The following is a 19,943-nucleotide window of genomic DNA, read 5'->3' as shown; positions in this document are numbered from 1 at the left end:
GAAAATCATAACTGCCGTGATCGAGTAATCAATCAAACAAGTATTTATGCGTAAATTTTTGACTCGGAATTTGATGAACGAAAAAAGTAATTGAGATGATTTGCATAGTATAAATACTTACCAAAATACAAATTTATATACTACTTTTAATGATACGCTCTTGAAGTTCCGAATGTGGGTTTTAGTAGGGATAGGAAACAGGAGTTATACCAAATTGAAAAAAGAATGTTACAAATAATAAGTGTGATTAAAAGACACGTGCATGAGGTGTTCCTTTCGCAAAGCGGTGCGACCCCGCGACGACACCAGTCGCACCTGGTAGCGCACCAAGAGAAAAAGAGAATTTATGACCTAAAAAGTGGTATTGAAGCTATTCATTCTGACTCCTTCTTTCAAGGAGAAACAGCGGTCGAGGGATGGATGGGTTACCTAACTATATCCAATCGACCAAGAAAAGAAAAATTTTTCATAATTAGTCAATCCTCTTCTTTTCAAAGAGAGGTAATTATTAATTATTAATAATTAGGGCTTACCGATCTAATCTAAAAGTCTTTATAGATAAAGGTAAGTGACTTTTTAAGTATCAAAAAGTTCGAGGTTTTAAGTGGTAATTGTTCAATTAGGAGCGGATTTTGGTCAAGATTTGGGCAGAAAAATTAAGGGACAAAACGCCCGCTCCTACCTCCTGTAAATTCCCATTTCTCCCCTCCTGGGAGGGGTTAGGGGTGGGTTGTCTCCTGTCTCCTACCTCTACTAAAAGACTTTCCATACGCAAACCCTAATTAATTATTAATTGTTGTATACTACCTCGTCTATAATTTCCATTTCTCCTGTCTCCTGTCTCCTGTCTCCTGTCTCCTACACCTACCAAAAGACTTTCTATACGCAAACCCTAAATAATGTTTAATCTAGATTTTCCTAAAAGCACAGAAATAGATTACTTAACTAAATTTTCTGGTTGGTACATTTCTGAAAATAATCTCAATATTCAATTAAGTCTGCATCTCAATGGAAAACCTTATGCCTCTCTTTTACATGGTGGATATCGACCAGATGTAGCTGCTGCTTTTCCAGAAAAAAAATATGCTAGTCATAGTGGTTTTGGGGGCGAGCTTTTACTGCCAAAAAATATTAAACCAGAGACAGATATAAAAATAGAAATATTTGCCGATGGAAGAGAAAAAATATTATTATTTCAAAATAAATTTAAGATTATTGGAAATATCCCTAACCAACCTCAACGACAGAAAACTTTCAATCTACAAAAACTATTAATTTGCCCCCAATGTGGAAACATAGCTGCACCATGTAATAAACAAAATTGCCCTATATGGATAAGAAGAAATACTCCTCATATTTTGCAACCAGGAGATTTACCATTTATTAAACTCACAGAAACAGAAACTACCCATCCCTACTCAGAAGGAATTTTAACAGTATTAAATAAAATTGGAGAAAATGGAATAGTTTTAGATTTTGGCGCAGGTAACACTCAAAAAGAATATCTAAAGCCAAATATTTGTTACTTAGATGTACAGCAATATCAATATACAGATGTCGTCTGCTCTACATTAAAATTACCATTTCCAGATAACTGCTTTGATGGCATCATTAGTCATGCAGTTTTTGAACATTTACCTAATCCATTTTTTACCGCAAAAGAACTTTATCGCATCTTAAAACCAGGAGGTTTAATATTTATTGATACTGCATTTTTACAACCACTTCACGCTGACCCCAGCCATTATTTTAATATGACAATTCATGGTTTACGGCAAATTTTTTCAGACTTTGAAGAAATCAATAGTGGTATTTTTCCCCATCATTATCCATCCTATAGTATGATGATGTTGATTCAAACTGTCTGGCCTTATATTCAACAACAAGAATGGCAAGAACGTTTAGAAGATTGGCACGCTTTTTTAGTACAAGAAGGTGATAATTTAGATATGGTATTAGGAGAAAAAGGTAGAGAAATTTTAGCAGCAGGAATATTTTTTGAGGGTAAAAAAAATACAGAAAAATGTATTGTTGAAAATCCCTAAATATAGAAGCTTCTCAAAATTGTGAATTAGATATAGCGTTTCTCAAGTTACCGAATAATTAATACTTAAATAATTAATAATTAAATAATTCGCGCCTTGAAGCCTCCCCTTGATCGGGAAAAAAAGCGGTCTAGGGATGGCGAGGTCTCGGAGCTGTCCGACCATCGACCAAGAGAAAAAATAATATTTCCTTATATTCAATTCCGTAACGGTTAAAACCCGAGGTAATTATCAATTATCAATTAATGAATGAGATACAATTTTTTTTCTTATTTTATACTCCCTATTCCCTAAAACAAAGAAATCTTTTACCGAAAAATTATGGGTATGCGCCTCCCCTTTTAAGTGATATCTTACCCATAAGTCTTGAAACCCTTGTGGGGAGCAGGGGAGCAGGGAGCAGGAGAGAAAGGAGAAATAATCATAGTAGCTAAATAAAACTACTGAAGTTGTCAAAAAAATGTACTTTTTCATACCTTTTTTCTCCCGAAAAAGCCGAACCAAGACTCATCCATGACTTGTCTATTTTGTCAAGTTTTATATTAAGAAAAATGTGGGTAATGGATCGCCTTTTAAGGGAATAAAAAAAGAAAATATTTCAAATTTAAAGCCTCCTTATTGTAGAGATACTGATAATTGAAATGACCTCACGCTTCTTAGGAATTGCTATATGAAAATTTGATTGTTCTTTAAATGTATAATATCAACTTAAAAAAAAGAATATTACGAATAATAAGCATTAGCCAAAAGATTTTATACCGGATGTCTATTTGATGAAAAAGATAAATTTTTTTTGGTAATAAACGAGATTAAAACTATTTATACTGACTACTGACTACTAGCAGCAGTCGTGGGTACTTGTAGCAAAAATTTATCAAAATAATTGGGTCGTACAACCCCGTCTTTTAAGATGAAATATTTTTGGAGAGTTGCTCACGCATCCCCGTTACAAAAATAACTTCTGACTTATGACTTGGGGACTTCTGACTTCGTTAACACCCTTGATATTACCTGTTCCCTAAAAGCTTAGATATAGCAAAGAACAAGTTAGTTAGGACATAGACTGATGATGAAGCAAAGAAGGGAAAATATTTTTCCTACTGCTCCCTATTCCCTATTCCCTATTCCCTATTCCCTATTCCCTATTCCCTGTTCCCTGCTATATAATATTTCACAATTCAAATAAAATTTTTATATGTCAGAAAATAATTTCAATCATCAGCATAATAATCAAGCCCAAAAATATTGGCAAACAAATCCAAAAGCAGCTTTAGTAAATAGTAATCAGTGGGTATCTAATTTGATTATTGAAAAAGCTATTAATAAAAGAATATCTGGTGGAGAAACAGAAAAATATTGGCTAGCTTGGTTAATAGAAGACTTTTTTGCTGGCAGAAAATTTGATAATTTATTGTCTATTGGTTGTGGCGTTGGTAATCACGAAATACTAATAGCAAAGTTAGGTTTAGCAAAGAATATTGATGCCTTTGATTTTTCTAAATCTGCATTAGAAATTGCTAGAATAGATGCAGAAAAAGCCGGAGTTAAGATTAATTTCTACCAAGATAATTTTAATACTTTTACTCTTAACAAAAAATATGACCTAATAACCTGTTTTGGTTCTTTGCATCATGTGAAAGAATTAGAACACTGTTTATCCACAATTAAAAATAGCTTAAAGCCTCAAGGTTATGTGATTTTAAATGAGTATATTGGTGATTGCTTCAATATTTATGAACAACAACAATTAGATATTATTAATCGTATATATAATTGCTTCGATGATAGTCTAAAATCTGTCAAAATCTCAAAATATAAAAGCCCAAGTATTGAAAAAGTATTTACAGTAGACCCATCTGAAGCAGTACGTTCAAAATTGATATTGGCATTTATCAAATACTACTTTCGTATAGAAGTGTTGAATCACTATGGCGGTGGATTAATTCACGAACTATATCAACTACTAGATAGTAATCAATTTATTACGGAAGACCCCAAAGGAGAAACAATAATCAAATTATTGCTGGAATTTGAGAAAATTTTAATGGAAATTCCAGGAGGCTTAAAAAGTGATTTTTGCTTATGTATTCTCCGACATAAAACCTTAAAAAAACAATCCCCAAAACCGGAATTTTTGATAATTGGAGCGCAGCAATGTGGTGTAAATTACTTACATAAATATCTTTTTAAACATTCTCAAATAGCAGCACCTAAAGAACCATCATTACATTTTTTTGATCTAAATTTTTATCAAGGAATAAACTGGTATCAAAATCAATTTGTAGTGGGAGAGGAAAGTGATTTAATTACAGGAGAATCAAGCTCTTACTATTTATTTCATCCTCTTGTTCCCCAAAGAGTTTACAATTTATATCCTAATATCAAGTTAATTGTCATACTAAGAAATCCTATAGATAGAGCAATCAATCACTACTACCATGAAGTGAAATTAGGTTATGAATCTTTAAGTTTATCAGAAGCGATCGCTGCAGAATCTAATCGTTTAAAAGGAGAAATTGAGAAAATTATAGAAACAGAAACATATTACAGTTTTAACCATCAACATTACACATATTTATCTCGTGGTAAATACGTCGAGCAACTGCAAAATTGGATGAAATTTTTCCCAAAAGAACAATTTTTAATTCTGCAAAGTGAAGACTTGTTTAATCATCCCCAGGAAACTATGAACAAAGTATTTAAGTTTCTCGATTTGAAGCCAGAATTAATAGATGATCATATCGATTCTAATCAAGAAAAAGAACCAGACATTAACTCTGAAACATACCAGCAATTAACAGAATACTTTCAAACCTATAACCAGAAACTCAATGAATATATTGGTATCAAATTCCACAAAAATATCGACCATTCAATCAACTATCAAAACCCACATTTTCTGATAATTGGCGCTCAGAAATGTGGTACTAATTCCTTATATAACTATTTAGTACAACATCCTTTAATTGCAGCATCCTTACAACATGAAATTCATTACTTTGACTTAAATTTCGATCGGGATTTAAAATGGTATCAATCGCAATTTCCCCAATTAGAGTCAGGAATAATTACAGGAGAATCAAGCCCTTACTATTTATTTCATCCTCTCGTACCCCAACGAATTTTTGATATATATCCTCAGATGAAATTAATTATATTGTTGAGAAACCCAGCAGAAAGAGCAATTTCTCATTATTATCACGAAGTTAGATTAGGAACTGAAAAACTAACTTTGAAAGAAGCGATCGCTGCCGAACAAACTCGTCTAAAAGGAGAAGTTGAAAAAATTATTCAAACAGGAACATATTACAGTTTTAACCATCAACATTATACATATCTAGCAAGAGGCAAATATATTGAACAACTACAAAATTGGATGAATATTTTTCCCAAAGAACAATTTCTCATCCTCAAAAGTGAAGACTTATTTAGTCACCCTCAAGAAACTATGAACAAAGTATTTCAATTTTTAGAACTACCTGCACATTTCTCAGAAGAATATCTTCAATATAATTCTGGTAATTACTCACAACCTAATGATGAAATATATCAGCATTTAATTAAATATTTCCAATCTGATAATCAAAAGCTAGCCGAATTTCTCAATATTTATTTAAACTGGGAATAATAGTAATTAGCACTTAGATATTAGTTATCAGCTTTTTTTGTTTCTTCAATTTTTACTTTTAAAGCTCTTTACTGTAAATAATTAAAGATAAAAATAGTAAATACCTAGTCTTGAATTAGTTAGTTTTATCGTTCAAAATTGCGTTAACAAGTATTATGAAGGGGAAGTTATGCCAATTTTAAAAAATAATTTTACGAATAATAAATATTATTAAATTCATAAATATAGCAGTCTCAAGAAACGGCAAAGACAGATCAAAATCTTAAAACTCAGACAACGTAATATTTTTCCTTCTTGCTTCTTCCTTCTGCTATAAAGTAGAAAAAATTACTATTTTAAAACAATCACAAAACAGTATACTTGACATTTAATTGAGTATATTGATTAATATAGTAATTCCAAATGATTTGTCAAAAATCTCAGGAGATAGAAAAACTCTGAAAATTTTATCCCTATTCCCTATTCCCTAAATTCAAATAAATTTTTTTCAAAACTAAAATACAGGGTAATTTAATTATAGATTTTGGCAATGAATTTATTGATTTTAAGACAGTGAAAGATAAAATTTATAAACCTTGAAATAACGTGGTTTTGTCAAAACATAAAACTGTACAGTTTATAATAAAACAACCCTGATTAAAATAGGATGGCTCTTTTATAGTCATTCCAGTTAAAATTGAGACAATGGTTTCTTACCTTGAAAGAGTTTCAGCAGAAAAAGTGTTTCAGTCTTATTCAGAATGACTATAACTAAAAAAACTCACAAATAAACAAAAAAAAATAAACAAAAAAAATGACTATTGATTATGAAAATGCTTGGGAAGAATATGCAAAAAAATGGTCAGAATATCATCCCGAATTAACTCATATAGGCGACGAATGGATAGGCAAAGCAGCAGGAGCAGCCAACTCATTAGCAGAATATGAAAAATTAATCGAAAAAAAATTTATAGCACCATATATCAATGAAAAACATACAGTACTAGAAATAGGTATTGGTGGAGGACGTACAGCAGAATTATTGCTCAAACATTGTCAAAAATTAATATGTGCTGATATCTCCAAATCAATGTTAAATGCCACTAAAAATCGACTCGGCGAAACTAGAGTAAAATATGTAAAACTTGATGGAATAACATTAAACGAAATTGACTCAAAAACAGCAGATGTTTGTTTTTGTTACGACACAATGGTGCATTTAGAACCCAGAGATATTTTTAACTACCTAACCAAAATACCCGCAAAATTACGAGGAGAAAAAATTTGCATATTTCACCACACAAATACCCTCAGCGATTTAGGTTGGCAAAGATTTCTCAAAGATTGGGATAACAATCTTATGGGAAAACGAAACGGAACCGCTCATTCAGTAATGACTAATACAATAATGGAGAAATTTCTATCCCATCTCAAATACAAAATTATTCATCAAGATACTGATTCAGTTCCCAGAGATTGTATTTGGATATGCCAGGCGCCAGATATTATTTAGGGTTTGCGCTCAAAAGTCTCTTTAAGGAGTAGGGGAGTGGGGGAGTAGTTAGGAGGAACAGAGAATTTAATTTAATTAGGAGGTAGTCGAATATAATATTTGTCAGAGTGATTTTTCTGGAATTATTCTGCCTTTTATGCTAACTTTTTGAGATTTTTTGACCTAATACCAGGCACTTTTTTCCACCAGAAAAAAGCTTTAGCTAATATCAGTCAATGCTTTGAGTTTAATCAGCAAACCCTATTTAAACGTAAGCATTTCCTCCGGAATGCTGCGCAAACAACCGTCAGCTATTAGCTAGCCTCCTAGGTCGGAACTGCGGACTTCAGCTATTAATTTTAGGGAAGGTAAAAGCAACCTTTGAAATTGAGAAAGAATAAAAAGTTACTGCCAAAGTCCCCTGACTAAACCCGAGAAGTAATTATTCATTACTAATTGCTGATAGCTGACTGCTAATAGCTGAATGCTTACATTTCAACATTAAAAAATCATCATAAATAATACAAATTAGAACTTATGAAATATCTATTCCTACACCCAAACTTTCCTGCCCAATATCGTCATATTATTACCGCTTTAGGAGCAAATCCTAATAATCAAGTTGTATTTGGCACAAAAAACGAGCGCCCAGAGTGGAAAATACCAGGAGTTCACAAAGCATTATTCAAACCAAGTCGCGAACCACGTCCAGAAACCCATCACTACGTTCGTCCCCTAGAAAGTGCAGTAATTTATGGACAAGCCGTATTTAGAACCGCAGAACAACTCAAAGCACAGGGGTTTGTGCCAGATGTCATTTGTGGCCATTCTGGCTGGGGACCAACCTTATTTGTCAAAGAAGCATTTCCTAACACCCCACTTCTTTGCTACTTTGAATGGTTCTATCATTCCCATGGCTCTGATGCGGACTTCGACCCCGCAGAACCATTAACAGTAGATGATATGGCCAGAATAAGAGTAAAAAATGCTCCCATACTAATAGACTTGTACACCTGTGATTGGGGATTATCCCCCACATATTGGCAGCGGTCGCAATTTCCCACAGAACTCCAAAGCAAACTATCAGTACTCCACGATGGAGTAGATGCAGACTATTTCAAACCCAACCCAGGGGCAAAATTAGTACTGCCTAACTTAGACCTATCTGGCGTTGATGAACTTGTTACCTATGTAGCACGAGGAATGGAACCCTATCGGGGTTTCCCAGAATTTATAGAAGCGATCGCCTATCTCCAAGAAAGAAGGCCAAACTGCCATGTAGTAATAGTTGGTTCTGAAAGAGTTTGCTACGGTAAATCTTTACCCAATGGTAAAACTTACAAACAAGAAATGTTAGAAAAAATACCCTTGGACTTATCACGAGTTCACTTCGTTGGTTCATTGCCCTATGGTTTATACTTAAAAGTTATTCAAGCATCCGATGTTCATGTATACTTGACCAGACCCTTTGTTTTGTCATGGTCTATGATTGAGTCTCTATCCACTGGTTGTTTAATTGTAGGCTCAGATACACCTCCTGTGAGGGAAGTTATTCAAGATGGTGAAAATGGCCTATTAGTAGACTTCTTCTCCCCCAAACAAATAGCTGACCGCATCGATGAAGTGTTGGATCACCCAACTCGTATGGCAGAAATACGTGCCAAGGCCCGACAAACAGTTTTAGAGCGATACGCTCTTTCCAACTTATTAGTAAAACATTTAGAACTAATTCATCAAGTTGCTAACCGCACCTTACAAATCAAAGATGTAGGTATGGAAAAAAAACAACCTCTAGCCTCATCTAAACTCTAGATATGTATAAAAATTAACCATAACCATACTATAATGGGAACCTAAAATCAACTATCCACGTCCTCCGGTAATGTTAAGACTATAATCAATCATTAAAAATATGCTGCCTTAGTATAAATACTAGATTGTACTTAAAAGTCAATAATGGTAAACCCACAGGCACATAGCAGGCCAAATTTTGGCTGATAATTTTTGTAGTTAAAAGGCTAGACTTATTCCAGATAAACAGGTTAAACTACAGCCGAATATAAAATTACTGGTGTTTGTTAGTAGTTTAGTCAAACCAAACAATTGTCCATATTCTTAGATATAAACGATGTAGAGGAGTGAAACGGTATGGTAACACTAACTGATGGAGACGATCGCTTCGATCAGGAGGATTCTGGAAATATAGCGCCTGATACAATTAATGGTATTGGTGGAGACGACACTCTATTTACTTCTACCTTGGGTGGCAGTCTAGCTAGAGGTGGAGCAGGAAACGATGTACTGGTATCCAGGGGTCCTTCTGGTGTTAACAACTCTGGTCAACCTGATACTCTCGAAGGTGGGGCGGGGAGTGACTCCCTGGAATTCCAAGCTGCAGCTGGTTTTGGATTTGGAGATGCAGACAATGATACCTTAGTCGCTGTTTCCCGTACTAGCCTTTATGGAGGTCAGGGAGATGACTTTCTCCGTGGTCTGATTGGAGATAACTGGTACTCTGCCAATCAAGGTAATGATATCCTACTGATAGGCACAAGAGATAGTCTTTATGGTGGCAGGGACAATGACACTATTAGTGTTTTTACTCCGGAAGTAGTAGAGGCACTTGATTTTGACACCTTACCTACATTTACAGGTGACACAGGTCAAGGCCAAAGCTTTATTTCTGCAAACCGACAAGAAGATTTAGTTGTTGCTTTTGGCGATCGCGATACTATCTACGGTGGTAAAGATAATGACTCATTATATTCTTTGGGTAGCCAAGTCCGTATAAGTGGAGATAATGGCAATGACACAATAGTTCAGCTAAATCAGGAAACTGTAGGAACTCCTATTAGTAGCACAGCTATAGCTTTAACTGCAATAGAGAGGTCTACTCTACTAGGTGGTGAAGGTAGTGACTTTATCCAAGGTGCTGTAGGGTCTTTTGGTGATGGTAGAAATTCTTTAGATGGTGGAGCTGGCAACGATACTATCAGAGGTCAAGCTTCCAGAGATACCTTGGTTGGTGGTGGAGGTAATGACTTCATTATCACTGGTTTGCTTGAAGAAAACGACGATAAATTTAGTACTAATGGTATAGAGGTTACCATTCCCGGTTTTTCTGGCCAAAACAGATTAGATGGTGGTGCCGGTGATGATACTATAGCATCAGGCTTTTTGTCAGATACTATGATTGGCGGTCTGGGAAATGATTGTCTCAGTGGTATCTTTAGTCGTGTGGATGGGGGCGAGGGTAACGATACCATAGATGCTACAAGTATCAGTACCGATGCTTCGGGTGGTGGTAGTATTGAAGTTACTCTGATTGGTAGTTCAGGTAATGATATCCTTTTGGGTAGTACCAACCCTGGTGTGGCAAACTTCTTTGATGGTGGTACAGGCAATGACTTTATTCAGTTTGGTGGAACAAACGATCAGTTAATTGGGAATACACAAGGTAACGATACAATCATAGCATTTCAGGGTGGAGGTACAGCACCATTCTTAATAGAAGATACTCAAGGTAGTAATACTTTAAGTGGTGGAGATGGAGCTGATATCTTAATTACTGGAGCAGGTGATGATTCCATTGTGGGTGGTACTGCAGATGACTCATTAGGAGATAGTATTAGTGCTGGTGCAGGGGATGATGTTATATTTGGCCGTGGAGGAACTGATACTATTCTTGGTGGTGCTGGTGACGACTATATTGCAGCTGGCCTTGATGGTACAGGAGACTCCTTAATTGGTGGTCAAGGTAACGATAGCTTTGCTTATTTTGACGTTGAGGAGAATGTCACTGACAATAGTGTTATCGTAGATTTCGATCCTTCTGATGACCGGATACTTCTAGACTTGAATGGATTTAGTTTGGAAAATTCCAGCAAAAACCAAATTATTGGCATTAATGATTTTGTTGCCGTTGGTGTAGGTGATAACTATGAAGATAGCTTTGCTCGAACTAGCGGTCCTACTATTATCTATGAACGAAACCCACAAACTGATCCAAATGACACATCAGATGATCCGGAACTAGCTGGTTCAGGTCTGTTAAAGTACGATCCTAACGGTAATCTAGAAAATGATGATAGTAATCCTATTGTTACTATTGCTCGTCTCAATGGTACTCCTAACCTACTTCAAGCTGACATCTTTATTATCTAATATTATCTATTAGTATATTAAGCAAAATTATCTCAACGTTGCTTGAAGACCCGCGCTCTCCATTCCCCCTCGCCCCCCGCATCATCGGGGGGAACAAAAGGGGAGCGTCGGGATGAAAACTAATAAATGTTGCGGTTTTTCCAGTAGTGTGCTATATTAGCTAAACTAAGGCTGCTGGGCTAGCAGTGTCAGTCTGTGGAGCGACCGTAAGACCAAAAAGAGGGAAAGACCTCGGAGGCAGGTGCTATGTTAGCGCAGCTCCTCTGTCAAGAGGAAGCAGAAAGTCCCTATAAGTGATTTTAGGGAATCCCGCGTTGTCGCATAAGCTCAACGTCGGGAGGATGTCAAGAGGTTGTGATTTATTTTTAATCACTCCTCATTTTTTTTTGGATTATAGCAAGGAACGAGTTGGTGTTTGACTTATACCAAGCGTGATAAATGTTTGTTACAAATGGTAGGGACGTTGCATAGTCCGTACGAAAGAAGGAAGAGGGAATAAGGAAGAAGGGATAAATATTTTAAAAAATGGGAAAACGATATAAATAACTATCTAAAATGAACTAGACTAGCTATTTTTAAGCATATCTGATCAGGGTCTACCTTTTTGTAGCATTCTTTTTTCACGCTTGGTATTATGTTGATGATGAACCTAAGACAGATAAAAGCTTTTGCCACTATTCCCTGTTGCCTCTGTTGGTGCGTGTTCCCTCTCTTGGTCAGCATTCCCATGGCTCCGAAACCTCGCCGGGGTCTGACCGCTTGCGTCTGTCGCCGACGCGGGGTCGCACCGCTGTTCCTTGTTCCCTGCTATAGTTTCTGTTTTGACTTCTTTTTCTACTTGATTTGTACCTTTAATCTGAGTTTTTTCGTTAACCGGAGCTTGTTCTTGAAGCAATGTTATTTGGTTATCAATTAAACTCAAAAATGTAGTGCCAAAATGCTGAATTTCTAGAAAACTTGCATCAGCAGCAGCAGGTTTATAAATTTTAAAAGTCCGCATAATTCCTAATGTAGCAGCACTTTCTAACGGACCAATAAAGCTGGTATCTCGGTCTAAAAAATAAGGTTTACTAGCCCATTTTTTCATCTGTTCGGCATTCAAAAAATAGCAACCAGAGTGAGGATTAAGAGTTCTATTAAAGGCAATAACTTTTTCCATAATTTTTCCTTTAAGCTGATATTGCTCTCGAATATTTTGAAATTTAGCTGTTATTTCTGGTTTTAAATCTCCATCTATATAAGCTTTGGGAACAGCTCCTAAAGGAGAAATTTCATAACGATTTGGTTGAAGTAAATTACCATTTCCTGTGTGGTGATTAAACCAATTTAATTTCACAAATAGCCATGGATCGTGCAGTATTAAATCATCTTCTAAGTAACAATAATAATCATATTTCCCAAGACATGATTTCATTACTGCCTGACATTCAAAACCTAGTAACATAGGTTCTACGTTAGTGCTGTGGTGCATCAGAAAATCTGAGGACAAAGGAATTTGAGATAATAAATGAAAACCTTTAGTCGTACAAACAATAATATCAATATCATGGCCATGATTTTGATTGGCTGGAGTTGCTTGATATCTACTAATATCAATTATGTACTGAGATTTAGCATATAAGGCACGCAATGCAGTTAAACAGGTTGTTAATGCTATGCGTCGTGTTTGCGGGTCTTTGCGTAAAGAACCATGTTTTCCGCTACCTTCAGGGTTAAAAAAATGAGCAATTGTAAATAATATTCGCATTTTTATTTATAGCGCGTAGCGCTAGGGAATAGGGAATAGGGAATAGCAAACTGTAAAAGGGTTTTAGGATTGAAAAATGTCCTAACCAATTTTTGTAGCGCTATAGATTAAGAAACAGAGAGTAGGGAGTAGGGAGTAGGGAGTAGGGGAGTAGGGAAGTAGGGGAGTAGGGGAGACCTGGAGTGAAAAAAACTGTGAGTAGGGAGTAGGAAAGAAACCGAAATACATCCTCTTTCTTTATAATTGGATCTGAGGTAATAACAGCTTACATCATTAGGTAATTTGTCTCAAGTTCAATCAATACCATTACGGTTGCAGGACTGCCGGAAAATCTACTAATACTAACTTTTTTAGCAGCTCAACTACTTATTCAAAAATCATAGGTCAATTTTTTTGTCTGTTAAATAATTCTAGAATATTATATTTTTAATAATTTAATTTTTTTAGGAAACCATAGACTAATAAAATATGTTAGTTTTTTTGATAACTAACATAATTTAGACAATTATACTTGTGACAATTGCTGTATTTAATTCTATAGCATAAATTAATTTAGTTTGCTTATCTGTAGGAGTATAAATATAGCAATCCTATTTAACTTTTAATATTTTGGTGATAGGGGAGCCGTCGGATTGACTATGTACAGAATTTTCAAGGTTTTCAGTTCAAATTAACTATTATAAAAATTGTCACAACCAATGCGCGGATTGCTATAGGTTTAATATCATGTCCGCACTTTATAGTTTGTGTAAATACCAGGGTGAACATATACAGGAAATTTAAGTTTTTTGCAACTTTTAAACCTTCTTCCTTCTTCTTTACCCTGACTTTACAATACCGATGCTACCGGACTTGATAGGCTTGATATAATATCTCAACTAAATCTTATATTTTATGGTATTTAATAAACATCTCCAATAATCAGAAATAAAATCAATTATCGTAGATAAATCAAAAATTATTTCCCCCTACTTCCTACTCCCTATTCCCTATTTTCTAGAGAGTTCTAATAGACATCTGTTCATTAATGGATAATTGATAATTACCTCAGGTTTTAACCGTTACGGAATTGAATATAAGGAAATATTATTTCTTTTCTTGGTCGATTGGATATGGCGCAGGTTTCGGAGCCATCCCACCCTGCGGGAAGCTACGAAGAGAGAACTCCGTTCCGCTGTCGCGTTTCGCGTCAGCGTTGCGAAGCAAACGACCGCTTTTTTTCCCTTTAAAAGGGTCGGCTTCAAGGCGCGAATTATTGTAAGCATTTCCTACGGAATGCTGCGCAAACAGCCGTCAGCTATCAGTTATCAGCTATCAGCTATTGCTTTTGATGTGGCTTTAAAGCTGTATTAATTGAGCTAGAATTAATCTTACTACAAAAGTCGTTAAAGTCTATATTCATTTAAACTATGTCCTTAAAAGCAGACTCTTATTGCTGAGAGCTGACTGCTAATAGCTGTTTGCGCAGCATTCCGCAGGAAATGCTTACGAATTATTTAATTATTAATTATTCATTATTCGGTAAAAATCAAAAATCAAATCAATTCATATTCATAAATTATCAATTATTTCTCCTTATAACCTATTCCCTATTTTGGAGGGGATGTCTAATTAGGGTTTGCTGAATAAAATTGTAATCAATACCTGTCAAGACTTCCAGGGTTAAATATTTATGAAAAAGTCCAAGGTTTTTGGCTCAATTTGTCTCAAAATGCTAATATTTTTCCCCTGACAATGCCGAAAATTTGGCCGTAGCAGATAGTCTAAACTGTTGCCTTTCGGAGCTGTTGCCTGTTGCCTATCATCACCATTAGACTAGTGAAGCGCAAACCCTAATTAGTTAGAAATAGAAACTGTACTTACTTTCGATTCTTTATTCTGTTTACTGTCTTCTGTCTCCTGGCTCCTTCAAAAAGGATACTTCAAGTTTTTAATAATCAAATAATTCTGGAACGCGATTTTTTAACTCTTCATTTAAACGTGGTAATTCATCTCGCATTTGCAGATACCAATCACGGCGCTGACGATAATTTTGAGAAAGTAAACGATTATTTTTAACCCAATTATAAGCGTTAATTGCTATTGTTTTTCTGATATTTTCATCAGTTATTAGTTGTCGAAATTTTCTAGCAAAATCTGAAACAGAATGATAAATTAAACCTGTTTTATCATCAATAATTGAATCTTGATAAACTATTGGACTAGCTAGTACAGCTACTCCATAACCTGCAGATTCAACAAATTTTAAGTCGGATTTCATTTGATTAATTGGGTTGTCATTTAAAGGTAATAAACTAAGGTCACAACTACCAAGAATTTCTAGATATTTATCATAACTACAAAATGGATAAAATTCTTTATTGGCTGTATTTAAACTTTCAAAAAATAACTTATCGTGGATGACTTTGAAGCTAATTTTATCTTGATAATCTGACAATACTTGATTGATTATCGGCATAATTTCTTTCCAGTCTGCTTCCCTGTTGACAGCTCCGAAAAATATGGTAAGATATTTATTATGGGAAAGTGTGCGCTCATATAGGGGTACTATTCTAGCCAGTTGATTGTGAAAAACTACAACGTTGGGGTTATATTGACGTAAAAAATTAGCTAGGGATGGGGTAGAAGTTTGTACACAGTGACAGCCACGATAGCTAAGATAATTATTTTCAGCATATTCAGGACGACGTAACGGATTATCATCAATTTCAGCCACAATCAAATAACCCTTTTTCAGCAAGGACTTAAGTTTATGAAAGTCAGACGGATAATTTAAAATTGTGCGTTGCCAAATAAACACCTTTTCTTCTTGAGGCAACCCTATATTTAAGTCAGCAGTTTTCGCAGTAGAAAAAGTTCTCACCCCAGGAATAGTAGCGCTAAAGCGGTCTGGTTCCAAAACTCTGACAGTACCACAAACTTTCGGGTCCATAATTATCGTTTGAATTAATAATCTCCGGGGAGAAACAGGAGATTTAGTGGCGCGTGCAATGAAATATTCAGCAGCCGTCTGAGTAGCGAACTTTTTTGAGTCCAAACCCAAAGCATTAACCAGAACTTCAGTTACTTGGAGAAACTGTTTAAACTCCTCTCCTTTTTCACCACGAGTTTGTATTTCATATACTTGTAAACCTGCGTTAGCGAAACATGACTTGAGACTTTCCAGAGTAAACCAATGACGAATTATTTCCGAATTTTCCCAACCACCTTTAAGCAAATTAAAAATTCTGCGCCAATGCTGTACATTTTGTACAATAGCCAAAACTTGACCATCATTTTTTAACCAAGTTTGATGATATTTCAAAACTGTAGTAGGGTCAGCGCTCGCCATTAAATCTAAACCATAAATCAGACAGTCTACTGTTTCTGGTTGGATATTTAGAGTAGAAATATTTTGTTGTAAATTTCCTACTAAAATTTTATCTACTTGTAAGACAGAATTTTTAGCAAAGTCTGGATTAGATTCAATGCCAATATAATAACAGTGAGGATTAATCTGTTTATATTGAGAAGCTATTGTGCCATTACCACAGCCAAATTCGATAATAACTTTAGCATCAGCAGGTATAAATTTTAGAAGTTCTTGGTGAATGGAATTTTCTGAACAATTAAATCTAGTCTGAGTCATATTCTTTAATTTAAGCTGCTCAAAATAATACCATTTCTCAAAAACTTTTCAATAAGAAGTAAGAAGGAAGAAGGAAGAAGGAAGAAGTAAGAAGGAAGAAAAATCTGGCATTGTCTGAGTTTTTAGCTTTTGATATATCTAATACAGTAATGGGGACTGCTATATATTTTATCTATGACTCTTACTGAGACAAAAAAATAAGTTACCCTCCGAAATTTATCTATAGAAAATCAACAACAAAGCCCAACCATCTCCCATACATCTATCTATCTATAATAGATAACAGTATATTTTTGAATTTTTCGAGATTTTTCTAAAGTCAAAAACAGTGATATTCACAGATATGATGAGGAGAGTTTCAGTCAGATATATACATTTAATCCATGACTCTCATCGAGGGATAAAAAAATCAATTACCCCCAGAAAGTAATCTAGAGAAAACCAACAACTCACAGCCATTCAAATTCTGAGATAACTCAACTTTTAACCAGAAAAAATTGAGTGGGAATGAGATACTTTTAACTCCACTAAAGAAAATTCACTACCAAATCTAAGTACTCTCTATACATCTATATATATATTGGAAAAATTGGCGAGATTTTTCTTTTTTCTACATTGAATAGTCAGATGAAATATATATTTAAACCCTAACTCTCACCAAGGTAAAAAAATCAATTACCCTCAGAAATTAATCGAGAGAAAATCAACAACTCACAACCATTCAAATTCTGAGATCACTCAACTTTTAACCAGAAAAAATTGAGTGGGAATGAGATATATTCAGCTCTATCGAAGAAAATTAATCACAAATTTTCAGCACTCTCTATACATCTATATATGTAGAGCAGTATATTGGGAAATTTGGTGAGGTTTTTCTTTTTTCTACAGTCAAAAGTCAGGTGAGGTATATATTTAAAGCCTGACTTTAGCCGAGACAAAAAATCAATTATCCCCAGAAAGTAATCCAGAGAAAACCAATAAATCACAGCCATTCAAATTCTGAGATAACTCAACTTTTAACCAGAAAAAATTTGAGTGAGAATGAGATATATTCAGCTCTATCGAAGAAAATTAATCACAAATTCTCAGCACTCTCTATACATCTATATATGTAGAGCAGTATATTGGGAAATTTGGTGAGGTTTTTCTTTTTTCTACAGTCAAAAGTCAGGTGAGGTATATATTTAAAGCCTGACTTTAGCCGAGACAAAACGTAGCTCCTCCGGAGGAGGCGTGCCCCCCGGCAACTAATAACACTATAGCATATATTCAATTGACTTAACATAAAAATAAAAAGTCGCCCTACAAGGGCGAGGCTTTAAACCCAATTTTTCGGTAAAATACCAGCAAATGAAATTGCAGGGTCTGACTGGGACCCAAACTCAATTATGCACTATCAGTTCCAAGCAGAATTGCTCGATAGTCCTGCACCCTATAACCAGCAAGGAATTTTTCCAGAACCTGGTTTGTCAAAAAAGGATAAGGACTGGATGCAAAAGTTTTATCCTGTGTTGGGAATAAACGATTATATTGCACTCAAACCTTTTGTTTGAGTGCCACTAATTTTATCTCCTGGAGAACAGGTTAATTTTATTGTGGAGCCAGAAGTTTCGCGAGATTACAATTTTCAGACTTTTGGTAAAGCAGATACTGTAATGGTTTTATTTGAGTAAGAGAATGGTGATCCAAGGTATTTGAATGGAGATGATGATAGTGGTACTGAATACAATGCTTTGATTACTCACAAACTGTTGAGAGCATTGACTTAATCAGAGAATAACGATATAATACGTATCTAAGCATACTTTTAGACAGGCTGCACTCATTCATAGATGAAATCCATTAGAACAAAGCTGAAACTTAATAATAAACAGAAGACTCTGATGGCTCAACACGCTGGCTATTCACGCTGGTGTTATAACTGGGGTTTAAGTCTGTGGAATGCTGCTTATCAGGATGGTTATAAGCCAAACGTCCGTAAGCTGAGAAAGGTTTTTACCAATCATACAAAACCACTTTATCCTTGGATGAAAAACTTGTCATCTAAAGTTTATCAATATGCTTTTATTAACTTGGGTGAAGCATTTAAGAGGTTTTTTTCCTGCGGAATGCTGCGCAAACAAGGGTTAGGTAAATATCCAAGATTTAAGAAGAAAGGTAAGTCTGATTCATTCACAATAGATAATTGTGGAAAACCAATAGAACTAAACGGATGGAGTCACAAGTTACCTTTTATTGGTATTGTCAAAACTTATGAACCTATTGAGGCAACAGTAAAAAAAATAACTATTAGCAGGCAAGCAGGAGATTGGCATATTAGCTTTAGCTTTGAATTTCATCCTCACACCATACCCAAAAAAACTGATGTTATCGGTGTAGATTTAGGTGTAAAAACCTTAGCTACTTTAAGTGATGGCAAGGTGTTTCCTAGTATCAAACCATATAGAAAAGCTGAGAAAAAACTGACTAAGTTGCAACGTCAAATTAGTAGAAAAGTCAAGTATTCAAATAATTGGTACAAAGCTGTAATCAAGTTAGCCAAGCAGCATAGACGAGTAGCTAATATCCGCAAAGATGCACTTGATCAACTGACAACTTACGCAAGCTTTGAACCACGGCAGTGTTGTCATTGAAGTATGACAATGTGTCTGGAATGCTAGCCAACCATAGGCTAGCTAAGTCAGTTAGCAGATAGTGGTTTTATGAGTTTCGCAGACAGCTTAAATACAAGTGCCAATGGTACGGAAGTGAATTAGTAGTAGTAGACAGATTTTTTCCATCATCTAAAACTTGCTCTAGTTGTGGTCATGTACAGGATATGACGAGTGAATATCAGAACTTATGACTGCCCAGAATGCGGTCTATCAATAGACCGAGACTTAAATGCCTCAATTAATTTAAGAAATGCGGTCGGCTTGACCGTTGATGCCTGTGGACGGAGTGCTGCCGACAGTTCCGGTGGAAGCAGGAAGTAAACATTAAAATGTCACTAACTATGACGTTTTATATCGGTTTTATGAAGCAGGTCGTACTTATATTCTCAGAGTTCGTTTGTATTTTTCTGCTTTAAGTGGTGAAACTGCTGTAATGATGTGGTAGAAGTGAAATAGTGTAGTGTGAGGCAATTAATTTAACTTCTGTAGTAACTTAAGTTAGTTAGAAGCGATCAATCTACTTGAGTCAAAAAACTCTCATCAGAACCATGGCGATCGCTTCACTCCAGATTTTGTTAAGATAAAAAAGAAGATCATTCTTCTGCT

7 protein-coding genes and 2 pseudogenes are annotated in these 19,943 nt (G+C 35.2%); 7 read left to right on the top strand and 2 right to left on the bottom strand.

The window, feature by feature from the left end; translation table 11 throughout:
• The first annotated feature begins 899 nt into the window (after window positions 1-899).
• The 5 genes from F6K15_RS07585 (at window position 900) to F6K15_RS07565 (ending at window position 11,308) form a co-directional block, all read left to right on the top strand.
• Window positions 900-2,045, top strand: a complete 1,146-nt coding sequence (locus F6K15_RS07585) for a class I SAM-dependent methyltransferase (RefSeq protein WP_293059202.1) — start codon at window positions 900-902, stop codon at window positions 2,043-2,045.
• 1,195 nt (window positions 2,046-3,240) lie between these two features.
• A complete protein-coding gene (locus tag F6K15_RS07580) occupies window positions 3,241-5,673 on the top strand; it encodes a sulfotransferase domain-containing protein (RefSeq protein ID WP_293059199.1) in 2,433 nt (810 codons plus the stop codon).
• A gap of 793 nt (window positions 5,674-6,466) precedes the next feature.
• Window positions 6,467-7,165 carry a bifunctional 2-polyprenyl-6-hydroxyphenol methylase/3-demethylubiquinol 3-O-methyltransferase UbiG gene (locus tag F6K15_RS07575; protein ID WP_293059196.1) on the top strand — a complete coding sequence of 233 codons (699 nt, stop codon included), beginning with the start codon at window positions 6,467-6,469 and terminating at the stop codon, window positions 7,163-7,165.
• 516 nt (window positions 7,166-7,681) lie between these two features.
• Window positions 7,682-8,956: a glycosyltransferase family 4 protein gene (locus F6K15_RS07570; protein WP_293059193.1), complete on the top strand. Its 1,275-nt coding sequence runs from the start codon at window positions 7,682-7,684 to the stop codon at window positions 8,954-8,956.
• A 336-nt stretch (window positions 8,957-9,292) separates the two neighbouring features.
• Complete coding sequence (locus F6K15_RS07565) at window positions 9,293-11,308, top strand: calcium-binding protein (protein ID WP_293059190.1); 2,016 nt, start codon at window positions 9,293-9,295, stop codon at window positions 11,306-11,308.
• Between the two features lie 892 nt (window positions 11,309-12,200).
• Here F6K15_RS07565 and F6K15_RS07560 read toward each other — a convergent pair.
• A pseudogene (locus F6K15_RS07560) lies at window positions 12,201-13,055 on the bottom strand (calcium-binding protein); the annotation flags it as partial.
• Window positions 13,056-14,985: 1,930 nt separating this feature from the next.
• Window positions 14,986-16,683, bottom strand: a complete 1,698-nt coding sequence (locus tag F6K15_RS07555) for a methyltransferase domain-containing protein (RefSeq protein ID WP_293059187.1) — start codon at window positions 16,681-16,683, stop codon at window positions 14,986-14,988.
• 1,388 nt (window positions 16,684-18,071) lie between these two features.
• Between F6K15_RS07555 and F6K15_RS07550 the strand changes: the two genes are divergently transcribed.
• Entirely contained in the window at window positions 18,072-18,236 is a 165-nt protein-coding gene (locus F6K15_RS07550) for a hypothetical protein (RefSeq protein WP_293059184.1), read from the top strand.
• Window positions 18,237-18,515: 279 nt separating this feature from the next.
• Window positions 18,516-19,658: pseudogene (locus F6K15_RS07545) on the top strand (RNA-guided endonuclease InsQ/TnpB family protein).
• Window positions 19,659-19,943 lie beyond the last annotated feature (285 nt).

Origin of the sequence: Okeania sp. SIO2B3 (genome assembly GCF_010672525.1) — a bacterium.
Taxonomy (GTDB): domain Bacteria; phylum Cyanobacteriota; class Cyanobacteriia; order Cyanobacteriales; family Microcoleaceae; genus Okeania.
The sequence above is the reverse complement of the archived record's forward strand: the minus strand, read 5'-3'. Positions and strand labels throughout refer to the sequence as shown.